Genomic DNA, 12,884 nt, shown 5'->3' on the forward strand with positions numbered 1-12,884 from the left:
GTAAGGCGTCAGATGGTTTCGCTTTCGCGCAGGCTCAACGGGCTGGTCAGCGTGTAGCGTGCAATCTCGTCCTTGCGCAGGAAGGCGACGCCGGGCTTGCTTTTTGCATAGCGCAAAAAACTGTCCCACACCTTGACCATGTGCGGCGCACCGCTGATGCGGTCGTGCGCGCTGACCGACATCATGCGCCGGCGCGTGCCGGCCTCTTCGTAGAGCTGGTCGAAATCGAACGTGATCTGTTCCAGGAACTGGCTCGGCGAATAATTGCGTCCCTCGATCAGCAGGATGTCGTTATTGCGCAGCGTATAGGGGACGACCACGAAATCCTTGCCGTTGACTTGTTCGATAAACGGTTCGTCGCGGCTGATATCGTCGATATGGTAGAGGTAGCCGAGTTCCTGCAACAGCGCCAGCGTATTCGGGCCGCGCCGCAGCCAGTTGCAGTTATAGCCGACCGGAGTCTGGCCGGTGATGGCCTTGAGCAGGTCGCGCGAATCGGCGATGAACTTCTTTTCCTCGTGGCGGCTCATCGCATACTGCGCACTCCAGCGCAGGCCATGGTCAGCCGCCTCATGGCCGCGCGCAACGATTTCGCGCGCCAGTTCGGGATGGCGCCGCGCCGCCTCGCCGATGATGTGCGACGTCACCTTGACGCCGTGCTTGTCCCACAAGTCGAGCATGCGCGGGATGCCTTCGCGGTAACCGTAGGCGAACCAGGTATTGGTGGCCGGGTCGGATGGCATGCTGGCCGGAAAAACGATGTTCGGGAAGGGACTGTCGGTGCCCTTCGGCGGCTGGCCGCCGGCTTCGAACTGCATCGAAATCGAAATCGGCAGGCGGATGCCATCCGGCCAGAATGGGCCGCCAGCGCTTGCCGCCAGACCTGAAGGCGCTGGCGTTTGCGCCGCTGCGCCAGCGGATGCGCCGAGTGCCGCGCCGGCCGCCAGCAGCGGCAGGCTGGCGCCGGCCCGCGCCAGGAATTGGCGGCGGGATGGCTGGATCGCCGGCTTGTTTTGCTGGTTGAGAATGGTTTGATCGTTCATCGTGGTTTCCTTTGGTGGGTGAAGGTAAATGGTGGTGGCCGCCGCTGAGCCAGCCGATGATCAACCGGCTGACGAAGCCGGATAAATTGGCTATCGAATAATCAAGGAGCGATTATGGCGATGTCTAATTGCAACGTAAAATGATCTATCAAGACGCAATACATAAGGAAAATTTATGCGACAACTGGCCGACCTGCGCCTGCTGAGAAGTTTCATCATGGTGGCCCGGCTGGGCGGCGTAACCCGGGCGGCCAATGCGCTGAACCTGACGCAGCCGGCGCTGTCGCAGCACTTGCGCGAACTGACCCGGGTGACCGGCACGCCGCTGCTGGAAAAAAAAGGCCGCGGCGTCGCGCTGACGCCGGCCGGCGCGCTGCTGTGCGAAGAGGTCGGTCCGCTGCTGGAACAGCTCGACCTGAGCCTGCAATCGATCCAGTCGCGTGGCGACCTCGTGCGCGGCCGCTTGCGCGTCGGCGCCATCGCCAGTTATGCGCGCAGCCTGGTGATCCCGGCGATGGCGCGTTTGCTGGGCCGCTACCCGCAATTATTCATCTCGGTGGTGGAATTGACCGGCGCCGGCATTGACCGCGCGCTGATCGACGGCGAGATCGATATCGGCTTGTCCTTTTCCAATCTGTCCAGCAGCGGCATTTGTCAGCAGCAACTGTTCGAAGAGCGGCTGCTGCTGATCGGCACGGCCCTGCGTCACCGGCGGCTGGCGCCAGCCGAGCTGGCCGCTTATCCGCTGGGCTTGCTGCGTCCCGGCTTCGCGATGCGTCGCCAAATCGACCAGTTTTTCGCCAAGGCCGGCGTGACGCTGGACTTGCGCATGGAAGCCGACAACGTCGACACGCTGCTGCGGCTGGCTGGCAGCGCCAATGGCGCCGCCATCACGACGATTGCCGGTGCGCTGGCGGTGCATGGCATGGGCGGCCTGGATGTGGCGGTCATCGACCAGGCCGGCTTGTCCCGGCTGGCCGCATTGCGCTGGAGAAAGGGACGTTCGCTGAAAGCGGCGCTGGGCGCGTTTATCGATGAGGTGCGTGTACAGGTCGAGCACATGGCGTTACAACAAGGGGAAGACTATTTCCGCAAGACCGGCTAGAGTGCCGGGCCGGCGTGACCGCCAGCAGGGCTATACCCCTATACCCGCTCGTATGTGGTCGATAGCAGCCGCAACGGCAATGGCCCGGTCGAGCACCTGACCGGCGGGCAAGCCGAAATGCAGCTGTGGATCAAGGCTCCCGGCAATGCCGACGGCTGCGCGGCGGCGGGACTCTTCGTTCCCGAACTGGCCTGGCAGCTTGCATGGCGATTGAACCTGATTGGCAAATGCTGCAGCGGCATCGATTGCTCTAAAATGCGCCATACATAAAAAAGAGGAAATCAACGATGTCTGCGAGAGGCCGTCCTGCGGGGTTCGACAGGAATACCGTGCTGCACAAAGCCATGCTGCTGTTTTGGGAAAAAGGCTACCAAGCTACGGCGATGAGCGACCTGGTCGCTTGCATGGGTATCCAGTCCGCCAGTATCTATAGCGCATTCGGCTCGAAAGAACGTTTGTTCAACGAGGTCGTCGAACTGTATTGCCGCTCCGTCGGCAGTCAGATCTGGGGACCATTGCAGCAGCATGCCCAGGCCCGCGACGGCATCGAGGTCATGTTGCGCACCAGCGCCAGACTGATGCAGGCAAGCGCCGGTCCGGGCGGTTGCCTGGTGAACCTGGGCGCCATCGAAGGCGGGGCAGCCGATCCGGTGACGGCAAAGTTACGCGCGCTGCGCCATCGCTCCGAACAACAGATTGTGGCACGGATTGACAAGGCAAAGCATGACGGCGAAATCGCCGCGACCGCCGATGCCGGACAGGTCGGCATGTTCTATGCCGCCATCCAGCAATCGATTGCGCTGCGCGCGCGCGACGGCGCCAGCGCCGCTCAGTTGACGCAGCTGATCGATATGGCCATGAGCGTGTGGCCTCGTATCACTGGCAAATAGTGCTGGAGGTAATTTCTTTGTCGATCGACTAAAAAATGCGTTGACGCAGGTGCCGGCGAACGTGTAGCCTATTTCTTTGTCGATCGACAAAAAATAAACCATTCAACCGCCGAGCAACTCACCATGATCACCATGCGCACGTCACACCTTCAAGAACTCACCGGCTTTGGCACCGTATCCGGCGTCCCCGGCCTTGCCGCAGGCTTCGCCGACATCTTCAACAGCTACCGGATCAAGCTCCCCGATCTTGCGCTGCATGCCGTCATCGGCGGCGACGGGCCGCCATTATTGCTATTGGGCGGCTGGCCGCAGACCTGGTATGCGTGGCGCATGGTGATGCCGGCGCTGGCCCGGCACTACACCGTGATCGTGATCGAGGCGCGCGGCTTCGGCCGTTCGGACAAGCCGCGGGACGGCTACGATTCGGCGACGGTGGCGGCCGATCTGGTCGCCGCGATGGACCTGCTGGGGCATCAGCGGTTCGCCGTGGTCAGCCACGACATCGGCATGTGGGCCGCCTATGCGATGGCCAGCGATTTTCCGGCGTGTGTCACGCGGCTGGCCGTCATCGATGCGACGATTCCGGGCATTTCGCAGTCTCCGCCGCTGATCGCCAACCGGCAGTTAAGCGACTTCCTTTGGCACTTCAACTTCAACCGCGCGCTGGTGATCAACGAGCAGCTGGTGCAAGGCCGAGAAGACATTTATTTTGGCTACCAGTTCGCCACCAAGGCCGCCACCGCGACTGCTATCGCGCCGGCCGCGGTGGCGCATTATGTCGATACGCTCAAGGATAAAGAGGCGCTGCGGGCGAGCTTTGAATATTGGCGCAGCCTCGATCAAAGCATGGAGCAACACATCACATGGCGCCAGAAGACGCTGGCCATTCCGGTGCTGGCGATTGGCGGCGCAAAAGCCGTCGGCGCCAGGGTGGAACAGGAAATGCGCAGCCTGGCCGATGACGTGACCGGGGTGGTGATACCGGACTGCGGCCACTTTGTCGCCGAGGAAGCGCCGCATGCGCTGCTGGCGGCGCTGGAGCCGTTTTTGCGGGCGTAGCTTGGTTATTTATAGCTATCTTACAACAATGACGTAAAGTGCGTGAAGTATGCAGATTGCTAAGCCTACACCAGTACTGGCTAGGCAATATGTCCGGATTTTTAGAGTATCGCGCATCGAATCTCGCTCCTCAGTCAAGGCGGTATTTGCATTTTTCAGGTTTACGATAGTGCTTGCGTCCGTGGTAGTTTGTTTGTTCAGCAAGGTGAGCGTGGTTGTCAGTGATCCGTTGTGACCGGCTAACGCTGCTATTTCACCTCTAAGTCTTCCCAATTCCCTTTTGAAGATTTCTACTTCGTCACTCCGGGCTGCAGCGAGCTTCGTATCTCGAGCCATTTGAGCGTTCATGATCCGTATCTTTTCCTCCAGATACTCCATGGAACTAGGATCACTGATTGCTTTACCAGTCATAAATTCCTCCAGACGCCCTACCAAATAGACGATGTGCTTCTCTTCCCGTTCGGCGTTCGTGGTATCGCCATCGTAACGGTATCTGAAGAATTCGGAGACCTTCACTTCAACAACCGGGACGCGCTTGTCTCGCAGGCCAATGATCTTCATGGGCGGTGCACGATGTGTATGCCAAACCTCAAAGCAGACCTCTCCACCCCATTTTATTGCCAGATAGCCATCGGATTCGAACTTGCAATATACGTCGACGACGCGGTAGCCTACAGCCAACGAAATGGTCTTCTCGAGATCCGCATGCGTGATGCGGATCTCATGAGTCTCGCCATTGGGAAACCGTAGTTGGGTCTTGCTGAGTCGAGCAATTGCGTGCTTGAATAGTACGTGAGACAGAGACTCGCCGCCATCACCTTCATGCGGCATCGAATCATTCATATACGCAAAAAACGGCTTCGTATGCGGTCTCTGCATTTGCTTGACTTTCTTTCGCTCGCCTTTTCGATGCTGGCTCCAATACGTCTTTCCGAGCGGCCCGCCACCGAGTAGGTCGCGCTGCCGTTTTACCTCCCAAGCAGTAATGCGTTGGGGGCCAAACTCGGTTACATACGCCCATCCTTTGGTTTCACTCATTCACGACCCCGTTGTCCATTAGGTTGAGACCTTAGGTCCTCGCTGAAAGTGTTCACAGTTTCAATTCTCGTATGCCCCGTGGAGGTAGGGCGGCGCATTTTGTTCTACTAAGGCAGCACTTTGCGTGAGTCAATCCGCCACAAGCGCTGGCTATCGACAGATCGCCGATTACAGGAGCCTGGTTGCTCAGAGCCGGTTCGGTAGCGTGGTTTCCCTGGTCAGCTTGGGTTCGTCCAGCAGCTTGGTTTTGTAGCTCAGCAGGTCGTCCTCGGAGATATCAAAACGCTTGAGCCACTGTTCCGCAGCCCAGCCAATGATGCGAGGCTCACCATTCTTCGATGCATAGTGCACGCTGATCTTGGGAGCCCGGACTTCTTTCAATAGCATATTCGGGAGCACCAGGCGTGCCGGTTTGGGATCGGCATCGACCGGAGCGGCCTCGGGCTTCGGCCCGGCCTGAATCACCAAGCCGACCCCGTAATCGTACAGCGCGAACCAGTCCATCGGCAATTCCGAGCGGATTGTGCTTAGCCCGCCGATTTTCTTGATCATCTCGTGGTTCACCGCCGTCAGCCAGGAAACAGTTTTGATACCCTCATGGGCATGCGTCGCGCCGCTGACCGGGTGGCCGACATCAAGGCCGTTGAGCTTGTCAGCCAAAAACGCTTCAAAAGGCTGGTTATCGTTTAAACGCACTGCAGACAGAACCAGACCATGCCCGCCGTAGCCGTGGATCGCTTTTAAGCGATGCGCGAAGCTCACGAACATGGCCTGGAAGGCTGTGGGATTTTCCTCGACGTATAAAATGGGCATGGAAAATCGCAGTGCGCAGAGTCCCCAAGTACCCATCTTGGCTTTCCATCCGCGAATACCGAATACCTGGAATTCCCAATCGCTCGCATCATGATCTTTCTCGCCGCTGATATAGGTGAAACTGACCAGATCATTTTCCGACATGCGCTTTATCATCTCGCGCAGGGGTTTGGCCTTTCCATAAACCATCTTGTCCGGCCCTTCAGGTGGCTCGGCACGCCATAGCCACGTCAGCTGATTCTTGGCGATGGCTTGGTACTCGTCGAAGCAGGCACAGATGGCTTCGCGTACCTCCGACAAATGAGCGTCACTGAAGAACAGAGTACCGGTGACGGCCGGCACGCTGCCCACGTAGTCTTGCGGACCGTGCTTGGTAAGCAGGCCTCCGGGGATACGCATTTTTTCGGGATGCTCGCGCATCAGTTGGATAGGATCGAATGGCAATGTGTTCATGATCATGAACTTCCTTAATACGCAGGCAAAGGCAGTGGGCGCTTTGCCAGCAACATGTAGAGTAGAGCAGCGGCAGCGGCGGCAGGGCCAAGTTGCTCGACGGGAATTTTAGGGTGATCGGGATCTGGCTGGCCGCAGTCGCAATCGCTTGGCCCTACAACGACCAGCTTGCTATCGCCGCCGGCAATTCGTGCGTAGTCCGTTAGCTGATCACCGGTGGCAGTATCTGGCGGAAATTTGATTTCAACAACCTGCTTGATGTTGTCCTGCGTTGGCGGCTTGGCCGGGTCGTTGACGATGACCACGTCGGGGCGCCGCACCATGCCTTCACGTGCCTTGAAAGGTGGTCGTGGGCCGCTCTGCCGATCAGGTATATCCCACCATTTTTGAATCCAGCCAGGCAGCCAGTCATGGCCTTTCGTTTCCAGAGTAGAATCCATGATGGGGGCGGGCGGCTGTTGTGTCATGTCGTAATTGATTTCGGGTTTATAAATGCTGTGGTGCTTTAGCGCCTGGTCCAATCCCTTGAGCCTGGTCGATACGCAGGACTGCTTGAGCGAGCGGCCATCCTTGCCGATGCCTGGCGTGTCCTTACACTTGCAGATGGCCGAGCACAACACTTTCTGGTCGATCCTGTCCAGGTTGGGCCGGTTGATCTTGACGACGGTTGTCGTGCCTTGCGGCGACATGCCACCGGTGGCCAGTGGCGTCAGGGGTTCCGTCATGGCTGCTGCTGGATCAGGTCGAAGGCAAGCGCCTCGGTGGCGTCCCGTTCCACCCATTGCGTGTAGCCATCGGCATCGGTCGTGTTGCTAAGGTACTGACCGCCAGTGGAACGTACACGCGCCTGCTGGCCGGCCACCGGCTCGCCCGAGGTTTGGTCCAGCACCTGAAAACGGCCCCGGAAGCGCTGACCGGCGTCATCCAGAGGCTCATCCTTGTAGCCGGCAAGCAAACCGGCGCCGATGACCCCATACCGGTTGGCAATATCGCTGGTGGCCGCGCAGCCGGCACCGGCCGATGGCACGGTGGTGGTAAAGTTCTGGCTGGCGATGAGCGTCGCGCCACAGGCTACTTTGCAGCCGTGGTAGGCCACTGGTTTGCCGTCATCGGTCAAACTTGCATCGCCCTGGCTGATGGGGAAAATACCCTTGCAACGTGGGCAAGACACCATATCGCCCATGCGAGCCCATCCTTTGCCAAGGGTGTCACTGAACGGCGAAGAACTGATGACTGTGCCGCCGTGACTGGTTGTATCTCCGTGAACGATAAGTGCTTGACCCAAAGCAATTCTCCTGAGTTGTTGGCAGGGGGGAGGTCCCGGTACGGATCGTTCCGATAAAAATCGAAGCTGGTCACTCCCAAATTGTACCGTTGACCAAGCTAAAGTTATCAGCCTTGGTGGAATGCCGATGTTGCTACAAGTCAATGAGCACGTTGATCGATGGTGGGTGTCGGATTAGTCGTCCGAACAATGGCCACATCTGTTTAATCCGGCTACATCAAAATCACATCATACTGTTCCTGATGATACGCATTCTCCACCTGCAATGAAATCTTCTTGCCGATGAAATCGCCCAGCATCGCCAGGTGCTGCGATTCTTCTTCGAGGAACAGATCGACCACTTCCTGCGACGCCAGGATGCGGAATTCGCGCGGGTTGAACTGTTTTGCCTCGCGCAGCAGTTCGCGCAGGATTTCGTAGCAGATCGTGCGCGAGGTCTTGACCTGGCCCTTGCCGGAACAGGCCGGGCACGGTTCGCACAGGATGTGCGCCAGCGATTCGCGGGTGCGCTTGCGCGTCATTTCGACCAGGCCCAGCGCCGAGAAGCCGCTGACCGACACCTTGGTGCGGTCGCGCGACAGCGTGCGTTTCAGTTCGGCCAGCACGGCGTTGCGGTGCTCGGCGTTGTCCATGTCGATGAAGTCGAGGATGATGATGCCGCCCAGGTTGCGCAGCCGCAGCTGGCGGGCGATCGCGTGCGCCGCTTCCAGGTTGGTCTTGAAGATGGTGTCGGCGAAGTTGCGTCCGCCGACAAAACCGCCGGTGTTGACGTCGATGGTGGTCATCGCCTCGGTCTGGTCGACGATCAGGTAGCCGCCCGACTTCAGGTCGACGCGGCGGCCCAGCGCGCGCAGGATTTCTTCTTCGACGCCGTACAGGTCGAACAGCGGCCGTTCGCCGGTGTAGTGCTGCAGGCGGGTCAGTTCGCTCGGCGTATAGGTTTGCGCGAATTCGCGCAGCTTGGCGTAGTTTTCGCGCGAGTCGACCTGGATCGTCGCGGTGTCGTCGTGCACGAAGTCGCGCAGCACGCGCTGGGCCAGGTTCAAGTCCTGGTGCAGCAGGCTGGTGGCCGGGCGGGTGCGCGCGCCGTGGGTGATCGCGGCCCAGGTCTTGCGCAGGTATTCGACGTCGGAGGCCAGGTCGGCGTCGGACGCGTCCTCGGCCATGGTGCGCACGATGTAGCCGCCTTTTTCATCGGCCGGCAGCAGGCTTTGCAGGCGGCCGCGCAGCAGTTCGCGCTCCGATTCCTTTTCGATTTTCTGCGAGATGCCGATGTGTTTATCCTGCGGCAGGTAGACCAGCATGCGGCCGGCGATCGAGATCTGGGTCGACAGCCGCGCACCCTTGGTGCCGATCGGGTCCTTGATCACTTGCACCGTCAGCACTTGGCCGTCGAACAGGATTTTTTCGATCGGCGTCGGGGGCGCGTTCTGGCCGTCGTGGCCGCGCGCTTCCCAGATGTCGGCCACGTGCAGGAAGGCGGCGCGCTCCAGGCCGATATCGATGAACGCCGATTGCATGCCCGGCAGTACCCGTACCACCTTGCCCGAATAGACGTTGCCGGCCAAGCCGCGCGTCAGCGTGCGTTCGATGTGCAATTCCTGCACCGCGCCTTGCACGATCAGGGCGACCCGGGTTTCTTGCGGGGTGATATTGATCAGGATGTCTTCGTTCATGAATCTCGGCTGGCGTCTGGTAGGGGAGTGGGGGCGAACGCCATCATACGCGGGTTCACGGGAGCGGCAAGCCGGCCTGGCGCAACAGTTGTGCCGTTTCAAACAGCGGCAGTCCCATGATGCCGGAATGGCTGCCTTCGATGTGTTCGACAAATACCGCGGCGCTGCCCTGGATGCCGTAGCCGCCGGCCTTGTCGTACGGTTCCGGCGTGGCGCAATAGGCGGCGATGGCGGCCGGTCTCAGCACGCCGAAGCGCACTTGCGACACTTGCGTGATGTGCGCCGCATAGTTCTGGTAATGCACGGCGATCGAGGTCAGCACCTGGTGGGTGCGGCCCGACAGTTGCTGCAGCATGGCGACCGCTTCGGCCAGGTCGGCGGGCTTGCCGAGGATGGCGCCGTCGATGGTGACGGTGGTGTCGGCCGCCAGCACCGGACGCGGCGTCAGGCGGCGCTTGCCGACCACGTCCCAGGCGAACGCCGCCTTTTCATTGGCGACCCGCGCCACGTAGTCGAGCGCCGACTCGCCGGGATGGACTTCTTCGGTGACGTCGGGACCGCGCGGCCCGTCGCTGCGCAATAATAATAGTTCGAAATCGATGCCGATCTGGCGCAGCAGTTCGCGCCGGCGCGGGCTTTTGGAGGCCAGGTAGATTTTTTTGTCGGCAGGTTTCATGCTGGCTCCCGGGGCCTCGAAATCAGACACGGTGATAGGGGTGGTTTTGGGTGATGGTCCAGGCGCGGTACAACTGCTCGGCCAGGATCACCCGCACCACGCCGTGCGGCAGGGTCATGCTGGAAATGCGTATCATGCCTTCCGCGCGCGCCTTCAGCTCGGGATCGAGACCGTCGGCGCCGCCGATCAGGAAGGCCGTGTCGCGCCCATCCTGCTGCCAGTTCATGATTTGCTGCGACAGGCCGACGCTTGTCAGGTCCTTGCCGCGCTCGTCGAGGGCGATGATGCGCACGCCCTTCGGCAGGGCGGCCTCGATGCGTTCGCGCTCCAGCGCCATCGCGGTAGCGGCGGTCTTGCTGCCGGAACGTTCGACGGGCTTGATTTCCTTCAGCACGATGCGCAATTCCGGCGGCATGCGCTTCGCGTATTCGGCGAAGCCCGTCTCTATCCAGGCCGGCATTTTATGGCCGACCGCAGCGATGATGAGCTGCATCGCGCCTTACTCGGCGGCTTTTTTGACGATACGCTTGATCACGGTCTTGGCCGGAGCGGCATCGGCCGCCGGTTTCACCGCTTTCGGCGCGCGCACGGTTTTCGCCGGCAGCGCCTTCAATGCCTTGACGGCCGCGGTTTCGGACTTGGTTGGCGCGACCTTGACGGTCTTGCCGACGGCTTTCGCGGCTGGCGCTTTTTTCGCGGCTGGCGCCTTGGCCTTGGCGGCGCTAGTACTGGCGGCGGCTTTTTTGGCCGGCGCTTTTTTCTCGATCACCGGCACCGCATCGACTTTTGCCTTGCTAGCCGCCAGGTGGCTGCTGGTCTTCTTCGGCTCGTCGCCGGCGGCTTTTTTAGGCGCGCGCTTGGCGGCGCCCAGCTTGACCGGCTTGTCGCCCCAGATTTCTTCCAGGCGGTAGTAGGCGCGGATCGGCGCCTGCATGATGTGGACGATCATGTCGCCCAGGTCGACCAGCACCCATTCGCCGGTGTCTTCGCCTTCCATGCCGACGATGTCGCCGCCGGCGTCCTTGACCTTGTCGCGCACCGAGGCGGCCAGCGCCTTGGTCTGGCGGTTCGAGGTGCCGGAAACGATGGCGATGCGGTCGAACAGGCTGGTCAGGTGGGTCGTGTCGAACAGGGCGATGTCCTGGCCTTTGACGTCTTCAAGGGCGTCGACGACGAGGGTTTGCAGTTTTTTGATGTCCATTTAGCTTTTGTATAGATTATGTTGTTCAATATAGTCTAGCACTAGTGGGGAAATAAGCGAATCTGCCGTAGCGCCCCGTTGTAGTGCCGCGCGTATTTGGGTGGCGGAGATATCCACCGCGAAGTCCCGTGCCAGATAAGTCAGACCGTGCGGCGTGTTGCGGATGTGTTCCAGGGTGCCCAGGCGGCGCGCAAACTCGTCCGCCACTGCCTTCGGCACCTCTGTCCCGTTCAGCGCGAAACCCGGACGGGCCGCCACGCAAAAATGGGCGTAATCAAATAATGCCTGCCAGTCGCGCCAGGTATCGAGGCGCTGCAACTGGTCGGCGCCGATCAGGAACACAATCGACGCCTGCGGGCCGCATTCGGCGCGCACTTGGCGCAGCGTGTCGATGGTGTAGGTCGCCGTGCCGCGTTCGATTTCCTGCCGGTCGAACGTGACCGGCAAGTCCAGGCCGGCAAACGCCAGCCTGGCCATCTCGATACGTTGCCGCGGCGATGCCTGCAAATGGCCTTTTTGCCATGCCGATCCCACTGGAATCACGCGCAATTCGTCCACCGCCAGCAGCCTGGCGAAATAGCCGCCGAGCGCCACGTGGCCGTTATGCACCGGATCGTAGCTGCCTCCCAGCAGCGCGATACAGCGTGCCGTCACGCGCCGAGCCAGTCTTTATGCGGCAGGAAGTCGGTGTACAGCGCCGCTTCGGGCGTGCCCGCCTCGGGCTGCCAGTCGTAGCGCCATTTTACCAGCGGCGGCATCGACATCAGGATCGCCTCGGTGCGTCCGCCCGATTGCAGGCCGAACAGCGTGCCGCGGTCGAACACCAGGTTGAATTCGACGTAGCGGCCGCGCCGGTAGGCCTGGAAATCGCGTTCGCGCTCGCCGTAGGCGTGATCCTTGCGGCGCGCCAGGATCGGCAGGTAGGCATCGATAAAACCGTCGCCGACGCTGCGCACCATGGCGAAGCTTTGCTCGAAGCCGGTATGGTTGAAATCGTCGAAGAAAATCCCGCCGACGCCGCGCGCTTCGCGGCGGTGCTTCAGGTAGAAGTAATCGTCGCACCACTTCTTGAACTTGGCGTGCAGCCCCTCGCCGTACGGTTCCACCGCATCGCGGCAGACCTGGTGAAAGTGGCGCGCATCGTCGGCGTTGCCGTAATACGGCGTCAAGTCCATGCCGCCGCCAAACCACCATACCGGCGCGCCGCTGGCGTCGGTGGTGGTAAAGAAGCGCACATTCATGTGCACCGTAGGCGCGTGCGGGTTACGCGGATGCAGCACCAGCGACACGCCCATCGCTTCCCACGGCTTGCCGCCCAGTTCAGGACGCGCCGCGGCGGCCGACGGCGGCAGCGCCGCGCCGGTGACGTGCGAAAAATTGACGCCGCCCCGTTCCAGCACGTTGCCTTCCTCGATCACCCGCGAAATTCCGCCGCCGCCTTCCGGGCGCTGCCAGGCGTCGCGCGCGAACGGCTTGCCGTCCAGCGTTTCGAGCGCGGCGACGATACGGCTTTGCAGGTCGAGCAAATATGCCTTGACGGCTGAAGGGGAGGGGGCTGACGACATCGTGGGGGGCCGCAACGGGCGGAATAAAAATTGAGGGTGGATTGTACCCTGTTGCGGATTTTTGTGATAGCAAAACAAGC

Annotated in this window: 15 protein-coding genes; 4 read left to right on the forward strand and 11 right to left on the reverse strand. The window is 60.7% G+C overall.

What is annotated here, in order from left to right; genetic code table 11:
* Positions 1-8 precede the first annotated feature (8 nt).
* Complete coding sequence (locus GJA_RS04590) at positions 9-1,043, reverse strand: polysaccharide deacetylase family protein (RefSeq protein WP_051780292.1); 1,035 nt, start codon at positions 1,041-1,043, stop codon at positions 9-11.
* A gap of 175 nt (positions 1,044-1,218) precedes the next feature.
* Here GJA_RS04590 and GJA_RS04595 point away from each other — a divergent pair, with 175 nt between their 5' ends.
* The 4 genes from GJA_RS04595 (at position 1,219) to GJA_RS04610 (ending at position 4,097) form a co-directional block, all read left to right on the forward strand.
* Positions 1,219-2,148: a LysR substrate-binding domain-containing protein gene (locus GJA_RS04595; RefSeq protein WP_038489226.1), complete on the forward strand. Its 930-nt coding sequence runs from the start codon at positions 1,219-1,221 to the stop codon at positions 2,146-2,148.
* Between the two features lie 54 nt (positions 2,149-2,202).
* Positions 2,203-2,418: a hypothetical protein gene (locus GJA_RS04600; RefSeq protein WP_038489229.1), complete on the forward strand. Its 216-nt coding sequence runs from the start codon at positions 2,203-2,205 to the stop codon at positions 2,416-2,418.
* Between the two features lie 59 nt (positions 2,419-2,477).
* On the forward strand, positions 2,478-3,038 hold the full coding sequence (locus GJA_RS04605; RefSeq protein WP_051780294.1) for a TetR/AcrR family transcriptional regulator: 561 nt from the start codon (positions 2,478-2,480) through the stop codon (positions 3,036-3,038).
* Between the two features lie 123 nt (positions 3,039-3,161).
* A complete protein-coding gene (locus GJA_RS04610; RefSeq protein ID WP_206778342.1) occupies positions 3,162-4,097 on the forward strand; it encodes an alpha/beta fold hydrolase in 936 nt (311 codons plus the stop codon).
* Positions 4,098-4,112: 15 nt separating this feature from the next.
* Here the strand turns inward: GJA_RS04610 and GJA_RS04615 are convergent, their stop codons facing one another.
* From GJA_RS04615 to hemF, 10 genes are all read right to left on the reverse strand, one after another.
* Positions 4,113-5,135, reverse strand: coding sequence for a hypothetical protein (locus GJA_RS04615; RefSeq protein WP_038489235.1), 1,023 nt, complete (start codon positions 5,133-5,135; stop codon positions 4,113-4,115).
* A 186-nt stretch (positions 5,136-5,321) separates the two neighbouring features.
* A complete protein-coding gene (locus GJA_RS04620; RefSeq protein ID WP_197539780.1) occupies positions 5,322-6,407 on the reverse strand; it encodes a type VI immunity family protein in 1,086 nt (361 codons plus the stop codon).
* A gap of 8 nt (positions 6,408-6,415) precedes the next feature.
* A complete protein-coding gene (locus GJA_RS04625; RefSeq protein WP_038489238.1) occupies positions 6,416-7,126 on the reverse strand; it encodes a VRR-NUC domain-containing protein in 711 nt (236 codons plus the stop codon).
* Complete coding sequence (locus GJA_RS04630; RefSeq protein ID WP_051780296.1) at positions 7,123-7,686, reverse strand: PAAR domain-containing protein; 564 nt, start codon at positions 7,684-7,686, stop codon at positions 7,123-7,125. The genes GJA_RS04625 and GJA_RS04630 overlap by 4 nt, the downstream gene beginning before the upstream one ends.
* A gap of 212 nt (positions 7,687-7,898) precedes the next feature.
* Positions 7,899-9,362: a ribonuclease G gene (gene rng, locus GJA_RS04635; protein ID WP_038489241.1), complete on the reverse strand. Its 1,464-nt coding sequence runs from the start codon at positions 9,360-9,362 to the stop codon at positions 7,899-7,901.
* 55 nt (positions 9,363-9,417) lie between these two features.
* On the reverse strand, positions 9,418-10,038 hold the full coding sequence (locus GJA_RS04640; protein WP_038489244.1) for a Maf family protein: 621 nt from the start codon (positions 10,036-10,038) through the stop codon (positions 9,418-9,420).
* A 22-nt stretch (positions 10,039-10,060) separates the two neighbouring features.
* Positions 10,061-10,531, reverse strand: coding sequence for a 23S rRNA (pseudouridine(1915)-N(3))-methyltransferase RlmH (gene rlmH, locus GJA_RS04645; RefSeq protein ID WP_038489247.1), 471 nt, complete (start codon positions 10,529-10,531; stop codon positions 10,061-10,063).
* Between the two features lie 6 nt (positions 10,532-10,537).
* Positions 10,538-11,239 carry a ribosome silencing factor gene (rsfS, locus tag GJA_RS04650; RefSeq protein WP_038489249.1) on the reverse strand — a complete coding sequence of 234 codons (702 nt, stop codon included), beginning with the start codon at positions 11,237-11,239 and terminating at the stop codon, positions 10,538-10,540.
* Complete coding sequence (locus GJA_RS04655) at positions 11,240-11,893, reverse strand: nicotinate-nucleotide adenylyltransferase (protein WP_051780298.1); 654 nt, start codon at positions 11,891-11,893, stop codon at positions 11,240-11,242.
* The gene (gene hemF, locus GJA_RS04660; RefSeq protein WP_038489256.1) at positions 11,890-12,804 is read right to left on the reverse strand and encodes an oxygen-dependent coproporphyrinogen oxidase; all 915 of its coding nucleotides are present in this window, start codon (positions 12,802-12,804) and stop codon (positions 11,890-11,892) included. The genes GJA_RS04655 and hemF overlap by 4 nt, the downstream gene beginning before the upstream one ends.
* Positions 12,805-12,884: the final 80 nt, after the last annotated feature.

It is taken from the genome of Janthinobacterium agaricidamnosum NBRC 102515 = DSM 9628 (assembly GCF_000723165.1).
In the GTDB taxonomy this organism is placed as follows: Bacteria; Pseudomonadota; Gammaproteobacteria; order Burkholderiales; family Burkholderiaceae_D; genus Janthinobacterium; species Janthinobacterium agaricidamnosum.

Bases quoted from the DNA above. Each gene is read 5' to 3' on its own strand.
- GJA_RS04590 (WP_051780292.1), bottom strand. From the start codon at position 1,043: ATGAACGATCAAACCATTCTCAACCAGCAAAACAAGCCGGCGATCCAG.
- GJA_RS04595 (WP_038489226.1), top strand. From the start codon at position 1,219: ATGCGACAACTGGCCGACCTGCGCCTGCTGAGAAGTTTCATCATGGTG.
- GJA_RS04610 (WP_206778342.1), top strand. From the start codon at position 3,162: ATGATCACCATGCGCACGTCACACCTTCAAGAACTCACCGGCTTTGGC.
- GJA_RS04615 (WP_038489235.1), bottom strand. From the start codon at position 5,135: ATGAGTGAAACCAAAGGATGGGCGTATGTAACCGAGTTTGGCCCCCAA.
- GJA_RS04620 (WP_197539780.1), bottom strand. From the start codon at position 6,407: ATGATCATGAACACATTGCCATTCGATCCTATCCAACTGATGCGCGAG.
- GJA_RS04625 (WP_038489238.1), bottom strand. From the start codon at position 7,126: ATGACGGAACCCCTGACGCCACTGGCCACCGGTGGCATGTCGCCGCAA.
- rng (WP_038489241.1), bottom strand. From the start codon at position 9,362: ATGAACGAAGACATCCTGATCAATATCACCCCGCAAGAAACCCGGGTC.
- GJA_RS04640 (WP_038489244.1), bottom strand. From the start codon at position 10,038: ATGAAACCTGCCGACAAAAAAATCTACCTGGCCTCCAAAAGCCCGCGC.
- rlmH (WP_038489247.1), bottom strand. From the start codon at position 10,531: ATGCAGCTCATCATCGCTGCGGTCGGCCATAAAATGCCGGCCTGGATA.
- rsfS (WP_038489249.1), bottom strand. From the start codon at position 11,239: ATGGACATCAAAAAACTGCAAACCCTCGTCGTCGACGCCCTTGAAGAC.
- hemF (WP_038489256.1), bottom strand. From the start codon at position 12,804: ATGTCGTCAGCCCCCTCCCCTTCAGCCGTCAAGGCATATTTGCTCGAC.